This window comes from Lonepinella sp. BR2474, from assembly GCF_051851555.1.
Lineage (GTDB): Bacteria > Pseudomonadota > Gammaproteobacteria > Enterobacterales > Pasteurellaceae > Lonepinella.
The window spans coordinates 355,300-379,330 of sequence record NZ_JBPDVH010000002.1 but is presented as its reverse complement, the minus strand read 5'-3'; the positions used below and the strand labels follow the sequence as shown (position 1 = coordinate 379,330).

23 protein-coding genes and 5 tRNA genes are annotated in these 24,031 nt (G+C 40.8%); 10 read left to right on the top strand and 18 right to left on the bottom strand.

Going from position 1 to position 24,031, the window contains the following annotated elements:
• Positions 1-4 precede the first annotated feature (4 nt).
• Positions 5-1,339: a cation:proton antiporter gene (locus tag ACTG7Q_RS04745; protein WP_439241399.1), complete on the top strand. Its 1,335-nt coding sequence runs from the start codon at positions 5-7 to the stop codon at positions 1,337-1,339.
• 107 nt (positions 1,340-1,446) lie between these two features.
• Positions 1,447-1,962, top strand: coding sequence for a peptide deformylase (gene def, locus ACTG7Q_RS04740; protein WP_439241397.1), 516 nt, complete (start codon positions 1,447-1,449; stop codon positions 1,960-1,962).
• A 188-nt stretch (positions 1,963-2,150) separates the two neighbouring features.
• Here def and ACTG7Q_RS04735 read toward each other — a convergent pair.
• Positions 2,151-2,226: transfer RNA gene (locus tag ACTG7Q_RS04735), tRNA-Ala, on the bottom strand.
• Positions 2,227-2,280: 54 nt separating this feature from the next.
• The gene (gene gltX / locus ACTG7Q_RS04730) at positions 2,281-3,720 is read right to left on the bottom strand and encodes a glutamate--tRNA ligase (RefSeq protein WP_439241395.1); all 1,440 of its coding nucleotides are present in this window, start codon (positions 3,718-3,720) and stop codon (positions 2,281-2,283) included.
• A gap of 181 nt (positions 3,721-3,901) precedes the next feature.
• Here gltX and ACTG7Q_RS04725 point away from each other — a divergent pair.
• The 5 genes from ACTG7Q_RS04725 to brnQ all read left to right on the top strand — a co-directional run bounded on the left by ACTG7Q_RS04725 (position 3,902) and on the right by brnQ (position 7,584).
• Positions 3,902-3,977: transfer RNA gene (locus ACTG7Q_RS04725), tRNA-Val, on the top strand.
• Positions 3,978-4,040: 63 nt separating this feature from the next.
• Positions 4,041-4,116: transfer RNA gene (locus ACTG7Q_RS04720), tRNA-Val, on the top strand.
• A gap of 41 nt (positions 4,117-4,157) precedes the next feature.
• Positions 4,158-4,233: transfer RNA gene (locus ACTG7Q_RS04715), tRNA-Val, on the top strand.
• 135 nt (positions 4,234-4,368) lie between these two features.
• On the top strand, positions 4,369-6,255 hold the full coding sequence (locus tag ACTG7Q_RS04710; RefSeq protein ID WP_439241393.1) for an LTA synthase family protein: 1,887 nt from the start codon (positions 4,369-4,371) through the stop codon (positions 6,253-6,255).
• Positions 6,256-6,279: 24 nt separating this feature from the next.
• Entirely contained in the window at positions 6,280-7,584 is a 1,305-nt protein-coding gene (gene brnQ, locus ACTG7Q_RS04705) for a branched-chain amino acid transport system II carrier protein (RefSeq protein WP_439241391.1), read from the top strand.
• A gap of 25 nt (positions 7,585-7,609) precedes the next feature.
• On the opposite strand, the gene hisIE is transcribed toward brnQ, so the two are convergent.
• The 8 genes from hisIE to dauA all read right to left on the bottom strand — a co-directional run bounded on the left by hisIE (position 7,610) and on the right by dauA (position 14,534).
• A complete protein-coding gene (hisIE, locus tag ACTG7Q_RS04700; RefSeq protein ID WP_439241389.1) occupies positions 7,610-8,251 on the bottom strand; it encodes a bifunctional phosphoribosyl-AMP cyclohydrolase/phosphoribosyl-ATP diphosphatase HisIE in 642 nt (213 codons plus the stop codon).
• Positions 8,248-9,021 carry an imidazole glycerol phosphate synthase subunit HisF gene (gene hisF / locus ACTG7Q_RS04695; RefSeq protein ID WP_439241387.1) on the bottom strand — a complete coding sequence of 258 codons (774 nt, stop codon included), beginning with the start codon at positions 9,019-9,021 and terminating at the stop codon, positions 8,248-8,250. Before hisF ends, hisIE begins: the two co-directional genes overlap by 4 nt.
• Complete coding sequence (gene hisA, locus ACTG7Q_RS04690; protein ID WP_439241385.1) at positions 9,003-9,752, bottom strand: 1-(5-phosphoribosyl)-5-[(5-phosphoribosylamino)methylideneamino]imidazole-4-carboxamide isomerase; 750 nt, start codon at positions 9,750-9,752, stop codon at positions 9,003-9,005. The genes hisF and hisA overlap by 19 nt, the downstream gene beginning before the upstream one ends.
• 18 nt (positions 9,753-9,770) lie before the next feature.
• Positions 9,771-10,232 (bottom strand): LysM peptidoglycan-binding domain-containing protein, encoded by a 462-nt coding sequence (locus ACTG7Q_RS04685; protein ID WP_439241383.1) that lies wholly within the window; start codon positions 10,230-10,232, stop codon positions 9,771-9,773.
• Positions 10,233-10,332: 100 nt separating this feature from the next.
• A complete protein-coding gene (hisH, locus tag ACTG7Q_RS04680) occupies positions 10,333-10,926 on the bottom strand; it encodes an imidazole glycerol phosphate synthase subunit HisH (RefSeq protein WP_439241381.1) in 594 nt (197 codons plus the stop codon).
• Positions 10,927-10,944: 18 nt separating this feature from the next.
• A complete protein-coding gene (locus tag ACTG7Q_RS04675) occupies positions 10,945-11,604 on the bottom strand; it encodes a hypothetical protein (protein ID WP_439241379.1) in 660 nt (219 codons plus the stop codon).
• Between the two features lie 24 nt (positions 11,605-11,628).
• On the bottom strand, positions 11,629-12,723 hold the full coding sequence (gene hisB, locus ACTG7Q_RS04670; protein WP_439241377.1) for a bifunctional histidinol-phosphatase/imidazoleglycerol-phosphate dehydratase HisB: 1,095 nt from the start codon (positions 12,721-12,723) through the stop codon (positions 11,629-11,631).
• 65 nt (positions 12,724-12,788) lie between these two features.
• Positions 12,789-14,534 (bottom strand): C4-dicarboxylic acid transporter DauA, encoded by a 1,746-nt coding sequence (dauA, locus tag ACTG7Q_RS04665; RefSeq protein WP_439241375.1) that lies wholly within the window; start codon positions 14,532-14,534, stop codon positions 12,789-12,791.
• A 155-nt stretch (positions 14,535-14,689) separates the two neighbouring features.
• Here dauA and ACTG7Q_RS04660 point away from each other — a divergent pair.
• Together ACTG7Q_RS04660 and ACTG7Q_RS04655 are read left to right on the top strand one after the other, a co-directional pair.
• Positions 14,690-14,779: transfer RNA gene (locus ACTG7Q_RS04660), tRNA-Ser, on the top strand.
• A 272-nt stretch (positions 14,780-15,051) separates the two neighbouring features.
• Positions 15,052-15,411 carry a ComEA family DNA-binding protein gene (locus ACTG7Q_RS04655; protein ID WP_439241373.1) on the top strand — a complete coding sequence of 120 codons (360 nt, stop codon included), beginning with the start codon at positions 15,052-15,054 and terminating at the stop codon, positions 15,409-15,411.
• A gap of 92 nt (positions 15,412-15,503) precedes the next feature.
• On the opposite strand, the gene purN is transcribed toward ACTG7Q_RS04655, so the two are convergent.
• From purN to infA, 8 genes are all read right to left on the bottom strand, one after another.
• Positions 15,504-16,142 (bottom strand): phosphoribosylglycinamide formyltransferase, encoded by a 639-nt coding sequence (gene purN / locus ACTG7Q_RS04650; protein ID WP_439241371.1) that lies wholly within the window; start codon positions 16,140-16,142, stop codon positions 15,504-15,506.
• 57 nt (positions 16,143-16,199) lie between these two features.
• Entirely contained in the window at positions 16,200-17,237 is a 1,038-nt protein-coding gene (gene purM / locus ACTG7Q_RS04645) for a phosphoribosylformylglycinamidine cyclo-ligase (protein ID WP_439238799.1), read from the bottom strand.
• Positions 17,238-17,413: 176 nt separating this feature from the next.
• The gene (locus tag ACTG7Q_RS04640; protein ID WP_439241369.1) at positions 17,414-17,668 is read right to left on the bottom strand and encodes a hypothetical protein; all 255 of its coding nucleotides are present in this window, start codon (positions 17,666-17,668) and stop codon (positions 17,414-17,416) included.
• A 143-nt stretch (positions 17,669-17,811) separates the two neighbouring features.
• The gene (locus ACTG7Q_RS04635) at positions 17,812-19,095 is read right to left on the bottom strand and encodes a type II toxin-antitoxin system HipA family toxin (protein WP_439241367.1); all 1,284 of its coding nucleotides are present in this window, start codon (positions 19,093-19,095) and stop codon (positions 17,812-17,814) included.
• Positions 19,095-19,409: a helix-turn-helix domain-containing protein gene (locus ACTG7Q_RS04630; RefSeq protein WP_439241365.1), complete on the bottom strand. Its 315-nt coding sequence runs from the start codon at positions 19,407-19,409 to the stop codon at positions 19,095-19,097. Before ACTG7Q_RS04630 ends, ACTG7Q_RS04635 begins: the two co-directional genes overlap by 1 nt.
• A 160-nt stretch (positions 19,410-19,569) precedes the next feature.
• Positions 19,570-21,099 carry an apolipoprotein N-acyltransferase gene (lnt, locus tag ACTG7Q_RS04625; protein WP_439241363.1) on the bottom strand — a complete coding sequence of 510 codons (1,530 nt, stop codon included), beginning with the start codon at positions 21,097-21,099 and terminating at the stop codon, positions 19,570-19,572.
• Between the two features lie 2 nt (positions 21,100-21,101).
• A complete protein-coding gene (gene corC / locus ACTG7Q_RS04620) occupies positions 21,102-22,004 on the bottom strand; it encodes a CNNM family magnesium/cobalt transport protein CorC (protein WP_439241361.1) in 903 nt (300 codons plus the stop codon).
• Between the two features lie 154 nt (positions 22,005-22,158).
• Positions 22,159-22,377, bottom strand: coding sequence for a translation initiation factor IF-1 (gene infA / locus ACTG7Q_RS04615; RefSeq protein WP_132301427.1), 219 nt, complete (start codon positions 22,375-22,377; stop codon positions 22,159-22,161).
• Between the two features lie 154 nt (positions 22,378-22,531).
• Here infA and miaB point away from each other — a divergent pair, with 154 nt between their 5' ends.
• Positions 22,532-23,956: a tRNA (N6-isopentenyl adenosine(37)-C2)-methylthiotransferase MiaB gene (miaB, locus tag ACTG7Q_RS04610; RefSeq protein ID WP_439241359.1), complete on the top strand. Its 1,425-nt coding sequence runs from the start codon at positions 22,532-22,534 to the stop codon at positions 23,954-23,956.
• Positions 23,957-24,031 lie beyond the last annotated feature (75 nt).

Below are 24,031 nucleotides of genomic sequence, written 5' to 3'. Positions count from 1 at the left end.
GTATATGGGTATTTACGCTTATATCTGTTTTTTGTTTGGCATTTCGATTTTATTGGCGTTCATCACCCATAAAATCAGCGACCGAGTGCAATCCACCATTGCCATTACGGCCTCTGCCATGGTGGGGTCGTTGGTGTTATTGCTGTTAGGCTTTTTAGGCTGGTTGCGCTTAGATAACGTGGCCACCCATATTATGGAAGAACTGGATTTTAAAAACTTCTTGCTGAACGGTATGCTTGGCTTTTTGCTGTTTGCAGGGGCGTTAGGGATTAAATTGCCTTTAATGAAAGATCAACGTTGGGAAATTGCCACTTTCGCCTTATTCTCCACCTTATTTTCTACCCTGATGATTGGCGCGCTCATTTATTATGCGGCGAGTTTATTAGGTTGGCAGATTGATTTTATTTATTGTGTCGTGTTTGGTTCGTTAATTTCACCAACCGACCCGATTGCGGTGTTGGCGATCATCAAAAATTTGCGTGCGCCGAAACGCCTTTCCATGCAAGTCGAGGGCGAGTCCTTGTTTAATGACGGGGTTGGCTTAGTCATTTTTACCACTATTTTTGCTGTCGCATTCGGGGGCGAAGAAGCCTCTATCTCGGGGATCTCGACCTTGTTTTTACATGAGGCTGTAGGCGGTATTTTATTTGGTTTAATTACTGGCACGGTATCGCATTATTTGATTTCTGCCACCGACGACGGGAGTTTGGAGATTTTAATCACACTTACCATTCCCACGACGGGCTTTATGGTCGCCAACTTTATGCACGTATCGGGTGCACTCGCCATGGTGGTATCGGGTATTCTGATTGGGAACTGGACTCGCCGTCATGGGTTTTCAGAACAGAGCCAACGTTATTTAGACCACTTCTGGGAAATGGTCGACCATTCGTTAAACTCCTTATTATTCTTGTTAATCGGCTTGGCTTTGCTATTGGTAGACTTCACTTGGGCCAGTTCTATCATGATGTTAATTGCTATTCCTGCTTGTCTATTGTCTCGTTATATTAGCGTTTGGCTGCCTTTCAAAGTGATGCAACGGTTCCGTCAATACAATCCCTATACAGTGAGAATCCTCACTTGGGGCGGTTTGCGGGGTGGATTAGCCCTTGCTATGGCGCTGAGTATTCCAAGCCACGTGGCATTAATGACCGGTGATGATGTGGTAGTAGATGTGCGTGATTTAATTTTGTTAATGACCTATGCCGTGGTGACCTTTTCAATTTTGGTACAAGGTGTCACCATTGAGAAAATGATTGAACGCTCTAAACTGGTGGACCCAAAACGTCAAGCTTATGTCAAACTTGGTGCAGGAGATGATTATTCGCCTGATGTGTAAGGAAATCAGATGAGGGAAATGTGCAAAGTGCGGTTTATTTTTCTCTATTTTGCGCTAAATTCTGTTAAAATAGCGCTACTTTTTTTATTTAACCAATAATTGACATTATGAGCTTATTAAACGTATTAATTTACCCCGATGAACAACTTCGCACGTTGGCCGAGCCAGTGACGGCGTTTAACGATGATTTGCAAACCTTGATTGATAACATGTTTGAAACCATGTACGAACATGAGGGAATTGGATTGGCTGCCACTCAAGTGAATGTGCATCAACGTGTGATTGTCATTGATATTGAGGGCGACAAGGCCAATCAACTGGTGTTAATCAACCCTGAAATTTTAGAAAGTACAGGTGAAACGGGGATCGAAGAGGGATGTTTATCTATTCCTGGTTTCCGTGGTTTAGTGCCACGCAAAGAAACCGTAAAAGTACAAGCCTTAAATCGTCAAGGCGATACCGTGACATTTGAGGCGGATGGTTTATTAGCTATTTGTATTCAACATGAAATCGATCATTTAAACGGCGTGTTATTTGTGGATTATCTCTCGCCTTTAAAACGCAACCGGATTAAAGAAAAGTTAGTCAAATTACAAAAGCAAATGGCTCGAGGAAATGCTTAAGATAACAAAACCTGGCTTAATAGACAAAATGGTTGCTAAGTAGTGAGTTAAAGCCTTATAGTATCGGTATTATGTAGCAAATGTACAAAGCCCACATTAAGCTACCGTTGCATCCTCAATGGTAGCTTTTAGTTTTAGGCATAGTAGACAAAAACCGTATCAAATAATTGATACGGTTTTTTGATATTTGGTGGAGGTAAACGGGATCGAACCGATGACCTCTTGCATGCCATGCAAGCGCTCTCCCAACTGAGCTATACCCCCGAAAGTGACGATATAATAAATTCCGCCACGCTGAATGTCAATAGGAAATTTCGCTTATTTTTGAATAAATTCAACTGCTTTAGCGATTCTGGCTAAAGTGCGGTTTTTTCCTACAAGTTTTGCTGTAATATCCATCGATGGCGATTGGCCAGAACCCGTCACAGCCAAACGGAATGGCATGCCGACCTTACCCATACCGATTTCTAATTCCGCAGCGGTATCATTCATGGCTTGATGAATATTTTCCACCGTCCAGTCAGCCTCAGAAAGTGCGGTTAATTTTTCGGCTAATTTTTGTAATGGCACAACGGCCTCTGGTTTAAAGTTTTTCGTTGCGGCTTTTTCATCATAGCTATCAAACTCTTCATAGAAATAACGGCTTTGAGTCGCTAATTCTTTCAAGGTTTTCGCACGTTCACCTAACACAGGAATAATCTCTTCCAATGGCACACTATTTTCATAATCAATGCCTTGATCTTGCATATGCCATGCCAAATGTTTCGCCACATAGCTTGGATCTAAGGTACGAATATAATGCTGATTCAACCATTGCAATTTTTCCGTATTAAACGCACTGGCCGATTTGCTGACAGAATGAATGTCAAACAGCGAAATCATTTCATCTCGTGAAAAAATTTCTTGATCGCCATGTCCCCACCCCAAACGCACTAAATAGTTGATCAAGGCCTCAGGCAAATAACCGTCATCACGGTATTGCATCACACTCACTGCACCGTGGCGTTTTGAGAGTTTCTGACCGTCATCACCATTAATCATGGAAACATGTGCATAGGTCGGCACAGGAGCATTTAACGCTTTTAAAATATTGATTTGACGTGGCGTATTATTAATGTGATCTTCACCACGTACGACATGGGTAATGCCCATGTCCCAGTCATCTACTACTACACAGAAGTTGTAAGTCGGTGAGCCATCTGTACGGCGAATAATCAGATCATCTAATTCACTGTTGCTAATTTCAATACGACCACGCACGGCGTCATCAAATACCACAGAACCCTCTTGTGGATTTTTAAAACGAATCACGTGTGGTTCATCTGGTGAGTGACTGTGGTCATTTAAACAATGACGATCATATTTGGCTTTTTCTTTATTTTGTTCTTGTTGATGACGTAATTCATCTAAACGTTCTTTAGAACAATAACAACGATATGCGGTGCCTTCTTCTAACATTTGATCAATCACTTGATTGTAACGGTCAAAACGTTTGGTTTGGAAATAAGGGCCATGATCCCAAGCTAAATTTAACCATGCCATGCCCTCTAAAATCGCTTGTGTTGCCTCTGGCGTTGAACGCTCTAAATCGGTATCTTCAATACGTAATACAAACTCACCTTGATGATGTTTGGCATATAACCAAGAATACAAAGCCGTTCTTGCTCCTCCAACATGTAAATAACCAGTTGGACTCGGTGCAAAACGGGTACGCACGTTCACATTGGGATCTAAAGGAAATAAATTGTCGATTTTCATGAGTTACCTTTCTTATTCTTATTTAATTTGTGGGCTATTGTACCTTCTTTTCGGATTTAGCTTAACTGAATTTTGCATTTTATGGCTATTTTTACGGCAATTAAACCATTTTTTGCAGAAATAGATTGACTGAAATTCAAGAATACTTATAATGCACTCCACAACGCAATTAGCGGTGCAAGGGCGATTAGCTCAGTTGGGAGAGCACCTCCCTTACAAGGAGGGGGTCACTGGTTCGAGACCGGTATCGCCCACCACTTTTCAACGATGTAATATTGATAAGTTTCTTGCAACGTTTATGTGTTTTCCCTTGTTTAAGTGGGCGATTAGCTCAGTTGGGAGAGCACCTCCCTTACAAGGAGGGGGTCACTGGTTCGAGACCGGTATCGCCCACCACTTAAACAATCTACAAACAGGCTTTTATAGCTGTTATCGTAGGGCGATTAGCTCAGTTGGGAGAGCACCTCCCTTACAAGGAGGGGGTCACTGGTTCGAGACCGGTATCGCCCACCACTTTGATTATGTTTTAGATAAGATTGAGTAAATAGAGTGTCATTTCTAAACCTTGAAACGCTTATCGTTACGCTTTATTTGGTATTTTTTTATTTACTAGGTTTTGCATTATTTCATCGTGAAATCATGATAAAAATGTTTGTAACAAAAGAAGTACGAGAAAGTCAGCAATATGCACCGCACTTTAAACGATTACGTATACTCGGTATGCGATTTGATGCTAAATATATTGCGATTATTTTATCTCTCCCTTTTCTTATCGGTTCATTATTCAGCTTTATTAATACTCACCTCTCTGTCAATGCTTGGATCTTGTCGGGCTATATTTTTATTATTTCTTTTATTTTTATCAGCATTCTCATTGGGAATTATTTTTACTTTAAAACCTATCAAAATTACTATGATATTTTCATGTTCGGCCTAAAAGAAGATGATACGCAAGCCGTACTGAAAAATATCTATGAAGATTATCCCGTGATAAAAATGTTGTTTTTATGCCTGATTTTGGCCTATCTTCCTGCTAGTTTTAGTTATTATGCGACCCAAAATCAAGTTTTCTCTTTTTCAGACAGCATTTTTATACTCATTTTAGTTTACTTCATGACTTTTCTCGGTATTGCATTCTTAGCTCGTGGCACGATTCGTTCTTTACCCTTAGGGAAATCTCATGTCCAAATTTCCACATTGGCGATTTTAAATAAAATGGTACCTAATGGGATTGTGGCAATGGAATGGGCATTTAAAGATAGAAAAAGAGAAATCACATTTGAACCAGTGGATTTGGAAACAGGGCGTGCTTTAATGCAAGCCGCATTACAGAAAGATTCCTTGCTCGATAGCGTTCCACCATCAGATTATCTCGCTAAGACTCGTCCAAATGTGGTGTTAGCTTTGATGGAAAGTTTTGCCATGAATTGTTTGGTATTAGACGATCCCATTCATAATGATTTACTCGGAAAACTCCGTCCATTTTACGAGAATAGTTTCACGTTCAAACGTTTTTTATCTTCATCCAGTGGCACAGCGCCAAGTTTGGCTTATCTTTATTTTAATAGCCCGATACAAAATATTAGCCAATCCATTGCACAAAAAACACCATTAGCTCATACGCCATTTTTAGCTTATAAAAAACAAGGCTATAAAACCATTTTTATTACCTCTGGTAACATTATGTGGCGTAATTTGGGCAATTATCTGCCTTTACAGGGTGTAGATGAGATCTACGATCAAAGCCATATTATTGACATTTTTCCTGAAGCTCGTAAGACCTTATCTTACTGGGGAATTGCGGATGAATTTGCTTTCGCCTTAGCTGAAAAATGTTTATTGGAAAATGATGAACCTGTATTTATTAACATTTTAACCATTACCAATCATCCGCCCTATCAAGTGCCGAATCATTATCAAACCTTACCGATTCAACCCAATTTGTTGGAAAAGAGATTTGGTAAAAATCATGAAGAACGCAGCAATATGCTCAGTACATTTCAGTATGCCAGCAATGCGTTAGGGCAATTTATGCAAAATATTACCCAAAGTGCGGTGAAAAATAAGACGATTTTAGCTGCAACAGGTGATCATCATGTCAGATCCTTGAGCGCAAACTTACCTGAACAATATTTCATTGCCCATGCGGTTCCTTTTATCTTGCATATTCCAGATGAAATACAACAAAATCTGAATATTACCTTTGATCCTAAACGAATAGGATCACATAAAGATATTATGCCAACCCTTTATGCGGTGAGCTTATCCGATATAGAATACTGGAATTTGGGTGGGCAAAACCTGTTAGCGCCATCCGTGAATGATCATTATAATTTTGCTTATAATGAACAAATATGGGCGGATAATCATGGCGTGATTTGCCATTCAGATAATCTCACCAAATATACTTGGAAAGATGATATGTTAGTGTCAGATGAAACTCACTTATCTACGACAGAAGAAACCAATAAAATTAATGCCTACAAAAAATTATTATTTTGGCAAATCAATTTTCAAGTAAAAGGTTCAAATTAACCCTATAACAATAACGAGAATTTTATGAACAAAAACACCTTTATTGTCGGCTTTATGCTTTTTGCTATCTTTTTTGGTGCGGGTAATTTAATTTTTCCGCCTAAATTGGGCCTAGAAAGTGGCGAACACATGTGGTTGGGTGCCTTTGGGTTTATCGTCACCGGTGTTGGATTACCGCTATTAGGCATTATGGTTAGTGCGTTTTACCCTGGTGGTTACAGCAAAGCCCTAAAAAAAATTAACCCATGGTTTTCCTTACTATTTCTGAGTGCAATTTATCTGAGTATTGGGCCGTTTTTAGCCATACCTCGTACTGCAGCGACTTCTTTTGAAATTGCGGTACAACCCTTTTTACAAGGTGATACCCAAATTCCACAATTTATTTTCACCGCACTTTATTTTATTTTATCCCTGTGGTTAGCGTTAAGCCCTTCTAAAATGGTCGAGCGAGTGGGTTCTATTTTAACACCTGCACTTCTGATCTCTATTGCCGCATTAGTGATTAAAGCGATTTTCGCCCTATCAAGTGTGGATTACGTCCCTAGCACAATTCATGAACCATCCTTTTTTAAAGGCTTTGTTTCGGGTTATCTCACTATGGATGCTTTAGCCTCTATTGCCTTTTCCATGATTGTGATTTCCGCCATTCAGTCAAAAGGTGTCACACAAAAACAACTGACCCAACAAACCATTTTTGCTGGCCTGATTGCCGCCGCTGCATTAGCATTTATTTATCTCTCGTTAGCTTGGATTGGCAGTAAATCACATTTGAGTGAGCAAGCATTAGCTTATATTCAAGAAAGAAATCTGGATATGGGGACCTATTTGCTGAACAATATTGCTCAACAAACCTTTGGTGAATTAGGGCGTATTATTTTAGGTGTTATCGTGACCTTGGCCTGCTTAACCACGGCGATTGGCTTAATTGTTTCGGTCAGTGAATATTTTTATGAAATTTACCATAAAATTTCCTACAAAATTTATGCGTTATTTTTCACGGTGATTAGCTTTATTATTGCCAACCAAGGCTTGAATACGGTGTTAAGTAAATCGGTGCCGGTGTTATTGGTGTTATATCCCATTGCGATCACGGTTATTTTACTCATGGCAATCCATATTTTCATCAAACTGCCTATGCTTGCTCAACGCTGTTCCATTGGTTTGGTGTCGATTATTTCATTCTGTTCTGTGTTAGGTGTGAGCTTTACGGAGAAACTACCGCTTAAAGCCTATTCTATGGAATGGGTAATTTTCTCGGTGATTGGTTTGGGTATGGGTTATCTACTGCATGCGGTATTAAAAAAGTCCGAGAACGAAAAAGTGCGGTAATTTTCACCGCACTTTCATCCTGTTATTATTTATTCGACCCTTCGGGGTGTAATCCAATGCCTTGGTGGCGTTCTTTTAGTTTGTCCATCACATTCGCCCAATTTAAGTTGGCGTCTTGTAATAATACGGTTAAATGATAAAGCAGATCCGCAGTTTCAGAAACCACTTCATCCGGATCTTTCGCCATGGCTGCTAAGGCCGTTTCCACCCCTTCTTCACCGACTTTTTGCGCAATCTTTTTTGTTCCTTTGGCATACAATTTAGCAGTATAAGAACTGTCTGGATCGGCATTTTTGCGTGATTTAATCAGATTTTCTAATTTGCTGAAAAATACCCAATCGGGCAAGTTTTGCAATTCACTAAAACAGCTTTCGGTGCCTTTATGACAAGTGGGACCAATCGGATTGACTAAAATTAATAAGGTATCCTGATCGCAATCCAACGCCATGTCCACCACATGCAAAAAATGCCCAGATGTTTCGCCCTTTGTCCACAAACGCTGTTTTGTGCGAGAATAAAAGGTCACTTTCTTTTCCGCCAACGTTTTATTTAAGGCTTCCGCATTCATATAACCGAGCATTAACACTTCGCAAGTTTGTGCATGTTGCACAATGACAGGGAGCAAGTTATCGACTTTTTGCCAGTTAATTTGTTGGATATTGATCATCTTCTCACTTCCACCTGTTGTGTGGCTAAATAGGTTTTTAGCTCTCCAATATTAATCACTTGCTTATGAAAGACACTCGCCGCCAAGGCGCCGTCAACATTGGCGTCCACAAAGGCGTCCAGAAAATGCACCATTTCGCCCGCACCACCTGATGCAATTAACGGCACATGACAAACCTCACGCACTTTTTTTAACTGCACCAAATCATAGCCATTACGCACGCCGTCTTGATTCATCATATTCAACACGATTTCGCCCGCACCCCGTCGTTGCACTTCAGCGACCCAGTTCAATAATTGCCAGTGGGTTTGACGAGTACGCTGTTCATCACCGGTATATTGGTTCACCCAATATTTCCCCGTTTCCTGTTCAAACCAACTATCAATGCCCACTACAATGGCTTGTACGCCGAAACGTTGAGAAAGTGCGGTGATTAATTCGGGATTTTCCAACGCAGGCGAATTAATGGAAATTTTATCTGCCCCAAAGGCGAAAAGCTGTTCCGCATCGGCAATGGTTTTAATACCACCTGCCACACAAAAGGGAATATCAATCACTTTGGCGACACGTTCCACCCAGCTTTTATCCACGGTGCGACCGTCTGATGAGGCGGTAATATCATAAAAGACCAATTCGTCCGCCCCTTCTTCGGCATAACGTTTTGCCAGTGGCACAATGTCGCCAATCAATTCATGGTTGCGAAATTGCACGCCTTTTACCACTTGACCGTCTTTGACGTCTAAACAAGGAATTATCCGTTTTGCCAACATGCAATCGCCTCAGCTACATTAAATTTACCCTCTAATAAGGCACGTCCCACAATCACGCCCGCCACGCCAGTGCCTTTTAAGGCTTGAATATCCGACAATCCGCCAATACCGCCCGAAGATTGAAAATGGATTGCGGGGTATTTGGCACAAATTTCACGATATAAATCCACATTAGACCCCGATAAGGTGCCATCTCGGGAAATATCAGTACATAAAACATGTTGCAAACCCACGGATTGATAATCTTCAATTAATCTTTCAAGCGACACCCCACTAGTTTCTTGCCAACCACTGATGGCGATAATTTTATTGCCGTTTTCATCAATATTGACATCTAACGCCAAGACAAATTTTTCCGCCCCATATTTTTCAAACCAACCTTTCACAAGGTCTGCATTTTTCACCGCCGTTGAACCGATCACCACACGATTCGCCCCTACGGCTAATAAATCCGCCACATCTTGTTCGCTGCGAATACCGCCACCCACTTGAATGTTACATTGCGTGGTTTCAATAATGTGGCCAATGAGCTTGGTTTGACGTTTGGCCGGATCTTTCGCACCGGTTAAATCCACCAAATGCAACTGTTCCGCCCCTTGTACCAAATAATGCGCAAATTGCGCAATGGGATCATCACAATAGGTCGTTTGTTTGGCATAATCCCCTTGATGTAAGCGTACGACTTGCCCATCAATCAGGTCAAGTGCGGGGATAATCATGGATTTTTTCATGGCGTCGTCCTAAACCTGTTAACGTAAACGTAAGGTGGAACCCACTTTGAGTTTGGCCGTAGATGAAATGCCGTTTAAGCTCGCAATGTCATTGATACTTTTCCCGCTTAAATAGCTGATCAAATAAAGGGTATCGTATTTGCCCACGGTATAACTGGCATTGGTATAGCAACCTTTTTGAATTTGGCTATATACAGGGGTATTGTTCGCATCACGCACCACCGTACAATTTCCTACTTGCTCGCTGTTGTTGCTTGCGTCATAACTGGCTTGTGGCGGATTATAGGCGGGCTGTTGAATGGTCGGTTGTTGATAGGTCGGTTGCCCCATATTGGTTGGCATTTCGGTTACTTGTACATTAGTATAAGGTTCGCTGACATCCACCACTTCGGTTGATGATGCTGTATCTGTCGAGCTACTATTGGTACAAGCCACTAAAGCTAAGGCTGCCAAAGGGAAGATAAAACGTGATTTTTTCATTTGATTGTCCTATTTAAATAACATATAAATTATGGTTGAGCATGAAAGTTATAGCCTATCATAAATCTGTATTGAACGTAACCAATTCCAGCGCATTACGTTAGATATTTTCCACAAAATTGCGTAATAATTGTGCCCCATTTTTGCCGGAACGTTCAGGGTGGAACTGCACACCATAGAAATTGTTATGCGCAATGGCCGCCGAAAAATCAACCCCATATTGACTGGTCGCAATGGTGTTCTCATTCGGTAACACTGCATAACTATGCACAAAATAGAAATGGCTAGCTTGTTCAATCTCCGCAAACAATGGGTGATTTTCTGTATAATGTACCTTATTCCAACCCATATGTGGCAACGGTAAACCTGTATCAGGGATTAATTGCGTATTGCCAGTCATAAGATTTAAGGTGGATACATTGCCCTCGGCGGAATATGCCGTCATTAATTGCATACCTAAGCAAATGCCTAACATGGGTTGGGTTGCATTTTTAATGATGTCAATCAGTTGGCGTTGTTCTAAATTTTGCATCGCAGCAATCGCCGTACCAACACCGGGTAAGATCAATTTATCCGCAGAGTGGATTTCATTTATCTCTTGTGAGATTTCAGTACGGAAACCTAAACGGTCAAAGGCAAATTTGACCGAGGAGAGGTTGGCGCAGCCCGTGTCGATGACAATAATTTTTTGCATTAATTACTCCATTTGTAATTAGGGTAACTGGGTCAGTTTACGTAAATCTAATGTCATTGGTGGATTTTTAGGTTTTTCCCAGTGTGATTTTTCTTTATCTGAACCAATAAACATATTTGTTACTTTTTCTTTATTAGTTAAATAATTGGTGCTAATTTTGTCAATAGTATCGTAACTATGACTTGTGTATTCAGAACCGATTAAACTGAAAATTTGATTTTTATAGCGAATTTGATAGGTTTTATGCCAATTTCCAGTTGTGGAGCAATTTAAAGACCAACCCGTGTCTAGCCATAACTGACCTTTCTTAATTTCTATTCCTCCCTCAATCAACTCATCATTACAACTTTCTGCCACATTGACAGTGGGCAATAAACGTTCTTGGGTTTCTAATACCTGTTGATAAGCATTATTTTGGTTTAAGAAAATAAAGAGCTTACGAGGATAAACGGCGTCATCATCTACTTTGATGGATTTTCCCCCTTGCGCAATGACAGCGACATCATTTTGTTTATCGCCATTTAAGTCACCAATGGCATGATAGATGGGTTTCCAACTATTAGGCAGTTGAGATAGAACGTCATTGGGGAGCTGACTGGCTTGTGCCATGGTTGAATATAAACCTAACATCACTGCGGTAAACCCCATTGAACGTGATAAGATATTTTTCAATTTCATTTTATTACTCCTACTATAAAATCATTACAATACGCCTTTTGAACTCGGCAACACATCACTTTCAATCCGAATCGCCTGTCTTAAGGTGCGTCCAAACACTTTAAACAAACTTTCAATTTTATGATGATCATTCTCGCCTTGCACACTTAAATGTAAAGTCGCTAACATGGTAAACGCAATAGATTGGAAAAAATGTTCCGTGAGTTCAGTGCTGAAATCGCCCACTTTGTCCCGTTTGAAATCCGCATGAAATTTAATAAACGGACGCCCCGATAAATCTAATGCACATTCTGCTTTGCATTCGTCCATGGGCAACACAAAACCAAAACGAGCGATACCACGTTTGTCGCCAATCGCCTGTTTTAAGGCGGTGCCGAGGGCAAGTGCAGTATCTTCCACACTGTGATGTTCGTCAATCCATAAATCCCCTTTACAAGACACATTCATGCGAAAACCGCCGTGGGTGGCAATTTGATCGAGCATGTGATCGAAAAAGCCAATGCCTGTTTTGATCTCATTGACACCGGTTTCATCTAACCAAACCTGTACTTTAATATCGGTTTCTTTGGTTTTACGTACCACTTCCGCATAACGTGGCGCACGGTGGACAATATTGGTGACAGGCTCACCTAGCAATTTTTCCGCAATTAAATCCCAATTTAATTTTTCAGGGTGATATTGTAAGGCTTGAATACCTAAATTTTCGGCTAACTGCACATCCGTGGTACGGTCGCCAATCACAAAACTACTGGCAGGATCAAAAAGCTGTCTGGCAATATATTTTTCCAATAATTTGATCCGCGGTTTGCGGCAATCGCAATGATCTTCTGGCTTATGCGGACAAATCAGCACCTCATCAAATTCAATCCCTTGCGAACGAAAAATGTCCATCATGGCATTGTGCGGTTTATCAAAACTGTCTTGCGGAAAAGAATCCGTTCCCAAGCCGTCTTGATTACTGACCATCACAAAATGATAACGATCTTTCAGTTTAAGTAAGGCAGGAATCACATTTTTTTCCAGTTTTAGTTTTTCTAAACTATCAATCTGAAAATCGGTTTTGGGTTCATCAATTAATGTCCCGTCACGGTCAATAAATAAAATCGGTTGTGCAGTCATGGTGAGGTTTCCTTTTGTCTGTGATTAACCGTATTTTTAACAGTAAATGCCATAGAATTCAATCATTAATTGCTTGATGGCGTTTCTCTTTCACGGATTTTCTGATAAATCGCCTCTAAATCTGCCGCAAAATGAATTTTTTTCAATTCAACCACCGCATTGGATTTCACGATCATGCGCAACGGCTGAAATTGCATATTACACATATAAAGCTGTTGATGTGGCAACATGTGTTGCACAAAGCGGGTTAAGGCATGAATGCCCCCCGTATCCAACACCGTCACCGTATCACATTGCAACACAATATGCTTGATTTCGTTATCCGTATGCACGGTTTTTTCGTGTAAATCCGCAAACAGATTATCCGCCGCCGCAAAAAACAACGGACCACTAATGCGATACACCAACACATCATTTAAATCTTCGGGATGCGATTGCTCAATGGATTTGGTCATTTCCGCAATGGTACGAATAAACAGCAAACTGGCCAATAACACGCCCACCGTAATGGCAATCACCATATCGAAAATCACGGTTAAAAAAATACAGGTTAATAACACCGCAATTTCATTGGCCCCCGAACGGCGCACCAAGTGAATAATATTCCGAATATCCGCCATATTCCACGCCACCATTAACAACAAGGCCGCCATAGAGGCTAACGGCAGATAAGATAGCGCAGGGGCAAATAACAGCAACGCAAACAGCACCAACAAGCCATGGACCAAACTGGCAATCGGGGAGAACGCCCCCGATTTGACATTGGCCGCCGAACGCGCAATGGCCGCCGTGGCGGTAATCCCGCCTAAAAATGGCGCCACAATATTGCCCAACCCTTGTGCCAATAATTCGTTATTAGAATGATGTTTGGTATTGGTCATATTATCCAACACCACCGCACACAATAAGGACTCAATCGCCCCCAACACCGCCATGGAAAACGCTGCCGGCAATAAGGCTTGCAGGGTATCAAAATTCCATTCTACCAATTTCCCTTGCGCATTCGGTATCTGCCAAGGCAACACAAATTCAGGTAACACATTGGGAATCCCTTGTCCCACCGTGCCGTCCGCCAGTTGGTATTGGAACGCTGATCCAATGGTTTGCACCTCATAACCGCACGCAATCAGCCCCAAAGATAACAGCGTGCCGAGCAAAACCGCCGGCAAATGGCCGGGAAAGGGGAGGCGCAAACGGTGCCATTGGGATAGCGTCAATAACGTAACCACACCAATCGCCGTATCGCCCCAGTTTATGCTAGGAAGTGCGGTGAAAATGGCATAAATTTTTTCCACATAATGGGCGGGCATGACCGCAATATCTAACCCCAGAAAATCTTTGATTTGTAACGTGGCAATGGTAATCCCAATCCCACAGGTAAACCCGAGCGTCACAGGCAACGGAATATATTCAATTAACCGTCCCAATCGAAACAGCGCCATCAGCACTAAAATCATCCCCGATAACAGGGTCGCCATCAGCAAGCCACCCAACCCAAATTGTTGGGTAACCGGATATAAAATCACCACAAAGGCAGCGGTCGGTCCGGAAATATTAAAGCGAGAACCGCCCAATAACGCAATCACCATGCCCGCCACAATCGCCGTATATAACCCATGTTGCGGTGGCACGCCACTGGCAATCGCCAAGGCCATGGATAATGGAATGGCAATCACCCCCACGGTTAATCCGGCAATAATATCTTTCACCAACTGCGTTTTGCCATAACCCAAGCGAAACGCATCTTGTAACGCACTAAAAGGCTTAACCGCCAGCAGGGCATTTTTAGTTAGAAACCATTTATTTAACATTTTTCTCTCTCGAAAATTAAACGTGACGGACTATTCTAACTAAAATTTCAGCAAAAAACCTTGCGTTATCTCAAAAAATGCAAAAAAGACTAGACGAACGCAGCGTTAATTCTTATAATCACGCCCGCTTATTCCGATTAAGCAATCAAATTAACGGTGAGATGTCCGAGTGGTTGAAGGAGCACGCCTGGAAAGCGTGTATGTGGGAAACTGCATCGGGGGTTCGAATCCCCCTCTCACCGCCATTCTTTTAATATATTATTCCGCTATCTATCTAGTTCTTATTCTGTTTTTTATTTTTTCTTTTTCTTATTGGCTTTTTTGCTTCTTTTATTTCTTTGGTGGGCAGTTTACTTGCTGTTTTGCCATCCTTTTTTACGATTTTTGTGATCTGCATTCCAAAACTGCGGTAAATTTCTTGAGACTTTTTGCATTTTGCTTGAAATTACGTTCTGTTGAGTTTACTCACAATATTCTCAGCAAAAAAATCAACATTCATTTTCAAAAAGGAAATCTTATGAAATCTATTAAAACATTATTAAGTACTGTGGTACTTGTAGGCTCATTATTAAGCGGTGCAAACGCATTCGCAGAAAACACTCAACCAGTCACAGCTCCGACTCAACAAGTAGCAGTACAAACGGTTGCAACTGAAACACAAGCAGAAGTTGCCGTAGTCGGTGATAAATTAAATATTAACACCGCATCTGCAGCAGAGATTCAAAAAGCCTTAACTGGCATCGGAGCGAAAAAAGCGGAGGCGATGGTTCAGTATCGTGAAAAGCACGGCGCTTTTACGTCAGTAGAACAGTTATTGGAGGTGCAAGGTATTGGGCAAGCCACATTAGATAAAAATAAAGATCGGATTATTTTCTAGTTATTTGCCAATCATTAATCAAAAGCCATTGCAATATTATGGCAATGGCTTTACAACTTAGAATATACACCGCAAGGATAATATTCTAAATGTTAATTTATGGCATACCCTTGTGGCGAAAGTAATTGACCATCTAAATAGGCTTTTCCGTCAATTTCTTTCAAACGATCATCAACAAACCATTTCACCACCAAAGGATAAATTTGTAATTCTTGTGTTTTCACTCGTTGTTGAATATCTTCTATGCTATCGTCAGGGAAAATCGGGACTTTAGCTTGCAAAATCACGGCACCTCCATCCACTTTCTCATTCACAAAATGCACCGATGTACCATGTTCCGTTTCGCCAGCGTCCAAAGCCTGTTGATAGGTGTTTAAGCCACGGAATTTTGGCAATAATGACGGATGAATATTTAAAATCTTGCCGGCAAAGCGTTGGGTAAATTCAGCGGTGAGAATTTTCATATAGCCAGCCAACACAATCAAATCTGCCTTAATATCAGTAATAAAATCCCCAATAGCTAAATCCATTGCCAGATTATTTGGATAATGTTTACGTTCAAAAAGTGCGGTGGGAATATTGGCATTTTTGGCACGTTCTAAACCGTAAGCATTGGCTTGATTGCTAATCACAGCCACAATTTGCCCATTAACCATTTTATTTTCGCAAGCCTCTATAATCGCTTGTAAATTGGTGCCTGAACCTGAAATAAGAATAACGATTTTTTTCATAAAGATAGGTATTAAATTGAAAAATTAAGGGCGGACATATCGTTCCGCCCCCGAATATTATTGAATAATCACTTGTTGTTCGCCTGCTTGTAACGGTTCAATTTGACCAATTAACCAAGCGTCTTCACCTGCTGCACGCAACACTGTCAAGGCTTTTTCCACATCTGCTTGTGGTAATGCAATCACCATGCCCACACCGCAGTTAAAGGTGCGGTACATTTCATAGGTTTCAATATTGCCTTTTTCTTGCAACCATTTAAACACAGGCTGCCATTGCCAGCTTTTTTCATTAATGACCGCTTTCAGATTCTGTGGCAAAACTCGTGGAATATTTTCCCAGAAACCGCCACCGGTTAAATGCGCAATCGCATGCACATCAACATTTTCAATCAATTCTAACACCGATTTGACATAAATTTTGGTCGGTGCAAGCACTTGTTCGCTTAACGGGCGACCTGCTAATTGTTCTGTAGCAGGGTTTACGCCTGATACTTCAATCACCTTACGCACTAAAGAATAACCATTGGAATGTGGACCACTTGACGCTAACGCAATTAACGCATCGCCCGCTTGTACCTGCGAACCGTCAATAATTTTAGATTTTTCCACCACGCCAACACAGAAGCCAGCTAAATCGTAATCACCAGCGTGATACATCCCCGGCATTTCTGCTGTTTCACCGCCAACTAAGGCACAACCTGATTGTACACAACCCTCCGCAATGCCTTTCACCACATCAGATGCCACATCTACTTCCAATTTTCCTGTGGCATAATAATCCAAGAAGAACAACGGTTCTGCACCTTGCACCACTAAATCATTGACGCACATTGCAACCAAATCAATCCCAATCGTATCGTGTTTTTTCAAATCAATCGCTAAACGTAATTTGGTGCCAACACCGTCTGTACCTGAAACTAAAATCGGTTCTTTATATTTGCTTGGCAACGCACATAACGCACCGAAACCACCTAAACCGCCAATCACTTCAGGGCGAGTAGTGCGTTTTACGTGCGGTTTAATCCGTTCAACTAATTCATTGCCTGCGTTAATATCCACGCCAGCATCTTTATAACTTAATGATGGTTTGCTCACGATGTTGTCCTTTTATTAGAAATTTTGCCATATTATACCGAGTTTACTGATTTACGTAAACGTTTGCGTAATGGTATTTAAAATAAAAAAGTCCTAAAAAAGATGCTCCCCAATATCTAGGATATTAGGGAGTAGAGCTTTACGGTTATTTTTTCGGAAATTTCAAGAAATAATAATTAATTTAATGGCTTAAATACATTGAAACGAGCTGGATCTTTATTTTTCGCCTCAAAGAGAATTTTAAACAATGAATACAAAACTTTATTAGGGACAGGTCTAGAATTATCTTTACCGGATTTTCTTCTCCAACTTCGAATATTAGCCTTAGTCGCCTTTACCCCTTTTTCTTCCAATAGAGATAGCAATAGATCAATATCGTCAATTAATCCTGATAAATACAAGAGGTGATTAAAAGAGTCATTATTATCCATAAGATTCAACTAATTAAAGAAAATATTGGTCTTTTAGTATAGTTCAAAAACTATAATAACTCAATATTTCTACAATTTAAGCCAGAATACACATTATACCTTTTAGAGGTTAATTTGTGTTTTACCCTTTATGGGGGATTGAATTAAACCCTCAATATACTTTTTGTTTTTTCCTCGATCCCTTGCAAAATAGGTTCACGAATAAATTCAGGAATATGATCACATTGAATTTGTGATAGTGTTGGCAATGTTTGACTAATCTCATGTAAAATATCTTCCACATTTTCTTTGGCAAAACCTGCTAGTTTGGCGGTATGGAAGATATGGCGAAGTTGGATTTTATCCCAGAAATAATGCTTATTTTCGCCGTGCCATGCCATGGCCATTTTGATTTTTTGACGGCGTAGCCCTTTCGGATTAATTAATGGATAAGCTGACATCACATCATAAAATGGCGTTAGGCGATAGCGGTTACCTTGTTCCAGAAAAATACTGAAATTTTTGGTATGCCCATCAATGGCACATAACAGCCAATACAAAATCTGAGCTTTAAAAAAGCGCTTTCGGTCATTGAGCGGATCAGCAGAGCTATTGAGTAAGTTCATAATCGACAAAATGCCAGCACCGCCATCTGATTCATATTTGCGAGCGGGAGCAATATTTAAGGCTTGGCAGAGGTCTTCTTGTGGCAAACGTACAAGCCAATTTCCCGATTTTGCCCAACGGCGGTCAAATCGTTCTACAATTAACACTTTGGTTTCTCCAAAATGGCGAATTTCGGCGTTAGGTACATCTAAACCAAAGAGGCGTAAAATTTCCAAACAAAGCCATTCATTTTCACAACTCATTGAAAGATCAAGCTGACCTTGAGCGACTTGCCCAATGGGTAACTTAAAAATATGGCTAGTTGCGGTGGAATAAAGCGGACGTTTCCATTGTCTTTGATGAAGTAACAAGGCTGTTTTTTCTTGAGCACCAGCAAGTGAAATACGAAAATCATCTGATTTATCCATGCCTAATGGTAAGGATTGATAATTTTTCAACAGCACTTCAATTTCATGCTCATTTAATGTTGCTGCCTCGATTTGACGAATAAAATGCGGTGTTTCTTGATAAAGTTGAATTGCCCCTACACAATCTTGCCCAATGGCAGCAAGTAAATCAAAAGGGGTTTTGGTGTGAGTTTGAAAACGTTGCTGAATACGAGAGCGAATTTGCTCATTATCAGGTAATAAATTATCAAAAAAATTAAATACCACTTCGCCTTTATAAATTTTATTTGAAAGTGGGAGCGAAAGTGATATTGGTCGGCCACGTTCAGAATGTAGCCAGTTTGGGTTATATTGAAATTCGGTTGCCCCACTCGTTAGCTTGCGCCATTGTCCAACGTGAAATCCATTCATTGCAATATTCAAAATATTTTCCATTACCAAATCTCACTATCAACAATATAAGTTGCACTTTCTTCTCTAATCATATTTTTATCTGAGTCTTGTTTTTGGGTCGGCAACACCTGCCCCTGAGTTGGACGAGGTTGAACAATCAGTTCCAATTCCAATGCCATTAAAATTTTAAACAATGTGTCTAATTTTGTGCTTTCGGGCGTGTTTTCAAATACGGAAACAGTCGCTTGTTTTGTCGCCGCTTGTTTTGCTACATCTGTTTGGGATAAACCTGCTTGATAACGATATTCTCTAATAATTTGTGCAAGCATTTTTGCACTGGTAATACTTAATGCCATAATCTATTCCTATATGTTAAAAAGGGATAGTTTGCATTTTATCCTTTTTAAAGGTTAAATGCAAATTTATCCTTTATAGAGTATTGTTTTTCCTGTTTTATATAAAAATGAAAACATTCCCTCAAAAGAGTAGATAAAATTGAAGTCAGCAAGGAATTTACTACGATTTAGGTGATATGGCTGTGATTTTCTTTTTCACGAACAGTCCCACGACACGAAATAACACAAATAATAATAGCAGAAAGTACAATGGTTTGTTCCCTAACACGGCATAAGGTGTTTTACCTTGTGTTGGGGCAATTTTGTGCGTTAATGTCGTTTCCACAAACTGCGGTGCTTTTTGGATGATATTTCCTTGTGCATCAATAAAAGCGGTTACGCCAGTATTCGTGGCTCGAATCACGGGTTTACCTAATTCTAAGGCTCGCATTCTGGCCATTTGGAAATGTTGCCAAGGACCGTAGCTGTCACCAAACCAAGCATCATTGGAAACGGTTAAAATAAAATCGGTATCAGGTTTTAAATTAGCTTGTAATTGGCTGCCTTCAATAATTTCATAGCAAATTGCGCCCATAAAATGACGACCTTGGCTGACGAGATCAGGTTGGATAGCGAGGCCACTTTGGAAAGCAGACATGGGGAGATTAAAGACCGATCCAAGAGGGCGCAATAAACTTTCTAAGGGGACATATTCCCCGAATGGCACGAGATGATGTTTATTGTAACGTTGTGCCGTGTCAGAACGGTACTGGCCGTCAACTAAGGCAATGGAATTAAATAATTTTCCGCTCTCGTGATCATGATGAACGGTGCCTATCATAATATCCGTATGGGTGGTTTGACTGGCTTGATTTAATTCCGCAAAAAATGGCTGGATACGTTCTTCTAAGGCGGGTAGGGCGCTTTCGGGCAGAATAATCAGATCGGATTTGCCAAGATGTTGGCTAATTAACTTGGCGTAAATTTGCAAGGTGGATTGTAAGTAGTCGGGATCCCATTTTAGCGATTGGGCAATATTGCCTTGTGCTAATGTAATGGTAATGGCTTTTTCTTCCACGGGTTTGGTGTAATCCATTTTCGCTAGAGAGGCCACGGCGCTGACGACAATAGCCAGCAAGATGTTCACCAAGGCAATATTTTTTTTACGTGGTCGGTTGATTAAGGAAAAAACAGCATTAAAAATCATCGCACTTAACCAAACCACAAAGAACGTTAATCCACTGACCCCGAAAATAGGCGCAATGCCGGCAAAAGGGCTGTCAATTTGCGTGTAGCCGAATTGGAGCCACGGAAAACCGGTAAATAACCAACCTCGTAAAAATTCGGTCAATGTCCAAATTGCGCCAAAAATAACAGGGCTTGATACTTTAAAGCGTTGGACTAAATAACTGAAGAATAAAGGGAAAAGCGCTAAATAACAGGCGAGAAGTAATACCAATCCATAGCTTAACCAGAGGGGCGAACCGCCAAATTGGTGAATACTGACATGTAGCCAACTGGTGCCAATGCTAAAAAAACTCACGCCCCATAAAAAACTGGCCCGAAGTGCGGTGCTTTTTTGGGGAATTTTAGCCACATAAAGTAAACCAAACAGAGAAAGATAGGCAATGCCCCAATAATCAAAGGGAGAAAAGGCAAAGACGCCCACGCCACCTGAGATTAACGCAATAAGATAGGGTAAGCCTCGCATGGTTATTCTTCCGTGTTGTTTTCAATATGGCTGATGGTTTCCAACTGTTCATCCGTCACGGTAATGCGTAACTGAATAATCCGGCGGCTGTCGGCGGAAGTGACTTTAAAATGAATGCCGTCTAGCTCAATTTCTTCGCCTCGTTTGGGCAAATAACCAAAGGCTTGCATGATCACACCGCCGATAGTGTCCACTTCTTCATCCGCAAAATTTGTACCAAATTTCTCATTAAAATCATCAATGTCTGTTAAAGCCAGTACGGCATAAGTATGGCGAGAAAGTTGGCGGATATTGGCAATCACTTCTTCTTCATCAAATTCATCTTCAATATCGCCGACAATTTGCTCTAAAATATCTTCAATGGTCACCAACCCTGAAATGGCGCCAAATTCGTCCACCACGATTGCCATGTGAAAGCGTTCGGTACGGAAATCTTTCAGCATGCGATCCACCCGTTTACTTTCTGGCACGATCACCGCAGGGCGTAAAATCGCTTGTATATTGAACTCATCAGGCTGTTCGCGCAGAAATTGCAACAGATCTTTGGCATGCAAAATCCCAAGTACGTTATCTCGTTCATCCGTAATTACCGGAAAACGTGAGTGTGCAGTGTCAATAATGGTATCAAGGCAACTTTCGAGATCAAGATCGTTTTCAATAAAGACGATTTGCGCACGTGGGATCATAATATCCCGAACACGCAGTTCAGCGATTTCCATGACGCCCTCGATCATTTCTCGGGTGTCTTGGTCAATGAGATCATTTTGTTCAGAATCCCGAATGACTTCCACTAATTCTTCACGGTTTTTCAGTTCGCCCTGAAAAAAGCGACCAAATAAAGATTGAAAGAACGATTTTTTTTGAAAATTATCGGTTTGGGTTGGGTTATTCGAGTGTTCGTCCATAGTTTTTTTATTGGTTTGATAGTTGACCTGTTGAAATTAGCATATTTTTCATGCAAAGAAAAGGTTAGTTGAGCGAAAAGTGCGGTAGATTTTTAATGTGTTTTGCCAAAAAACAAAAGCCCGAATGTTTCGAGCTTTGTTGGTCAATATTTAATTATCTCGCACGGAAAATAATGCGCCCTTTGCTTAAATCATAAGGGGTCATTTCTACGGTCACTTTGTCACCAGTTAAAATACGAATATAGTTTTTACGCATTTTACCTGAAATATGAGCCGTCACCACGTGACCATTTTCTAATTCCACACGGAACATTGTGTTTGGCAAGGTTTCCAAAATGGTACCTTGCATTTCAATGCAATCTTCTTTAGACATTAATTGATTAATCCTTTTTTCTTTAACATAAATATAAAAAACGGGCGAATTATACTATTTTGTCGCCTGTTCTGAAAGCATTAATTTGATAAAATGTGATTAAAACTGTACAATAGCCAACCGATTTTATGACCCGATTAATAAATTAATTAAAATGACACAAAAATTACATATTAAAACTTGGGGCTGTCAAATGAATGAGTATGACAGCTCAAAAATGGCAGATTTACTTTTAAGCACGCATGGCTTAGAACTGACCGAAGAAGCCGAAGACGCGGACGTATTGTTGTTAAATACTTGTTCCATTCGTGAAAAAGCCCAAGAAAAAGTATTCCACCAACTCGGGCGTTGGAAACAATTAAAAAAACATAATCCGAATTTAGTGATTGGTGTGGGCGGTTGTGTGGCCTCACAAGAGGGGGCGCATATTCGTGATCGTGCGCCATTCGTGGACATTATTTTTGGCCCACAAACCTTGCACCGTTTGCCGGAAATGATTAATCAAATTCGGGGCGGAAAACGTGCTGTGGTGGACGTGAGTTTCCCTGAAATTGAGAAATTTGACCGTTTGCCAGAGCCTCGAGCCGAGGGGCCAACGGCATTTGTGTCAATTATGGAAGGCTGTAATAAATACTGCTCATTCTGCGTGGTGCCTTATACCCGTGGCGAAGAAGTGAGCCGTCCTGTGGACGATATTTTATTTGAAATCGCCCAACTTGCCGAGCAAGGTGTGCGGGAAGTAAACCTGTTAGGACAAAACGTGAATGCCTATCGTGGGGCAACCTTTGATGGCGAAATTTGTTCCTTTGCGGAATTGTTGCGTTTGGTGGCTGCCATTGATGGTATTGACCGTTTACGTTTCACCACCAGCCACCCGATTGAATTTACTGATGATATTATTGAGGTTTACAGCGATACGCCAGAGCTCGTGAGTTTCTTGCATTTGCCAGTACAAAGCGGGTCGGATCGTGTGTTAACCATGATGAAACGTAACCATACGGCGTTGGAATATAAAGCGATTATTCGTAAATTGCGTAAAGTTCGCCCAAATATTCAAATCAGTTCGGATTTCATTGTGGGATTCCCTGGTGAAACGGATCAGGATTTTGAAGATACCATGAATCTGATTGCCCAAGTGAATTTTGATATGAGCTTTAGCTTTATTTACTCGGCTCGCCCTGGGACACCTGCGGCAGATTTGCCTGATGATGTGAGCGAAGAGGAGAAAAAACAACGTTTGTACCTGTTGCAACAACGTATTAATAACCAAGCGGCACAATTTAGCCGTGCTATGTTGGGGACAGAACAGCGTGTCTTGGTAGAGGGGCCGTCTAAAAAAGACATTATGGAACTCACTGGTAGAACCGAAACCAACCGTATTGTGAATTTTAAAGGGACACCAGACATGATAGGCAAATTCGTGGATATTAAAATCACCGATGTCTATACCAATTCCTTGCGTGGTGATGTGGTGCGTACCGAAGATCAAATGGGCTTACGTGTGATTCAATCTCCACAAGCCGTGATTAATCGAACGCGTAAAGAAGATGAATTAGGGGTTGGCAAATATGCCGCCTAATTAAAAAATTCTGTCTATTTTCACCGCAGTTTTTGTTCTCAAATAAAAACTGCGGTTTTTTTTCACCAAAAAATG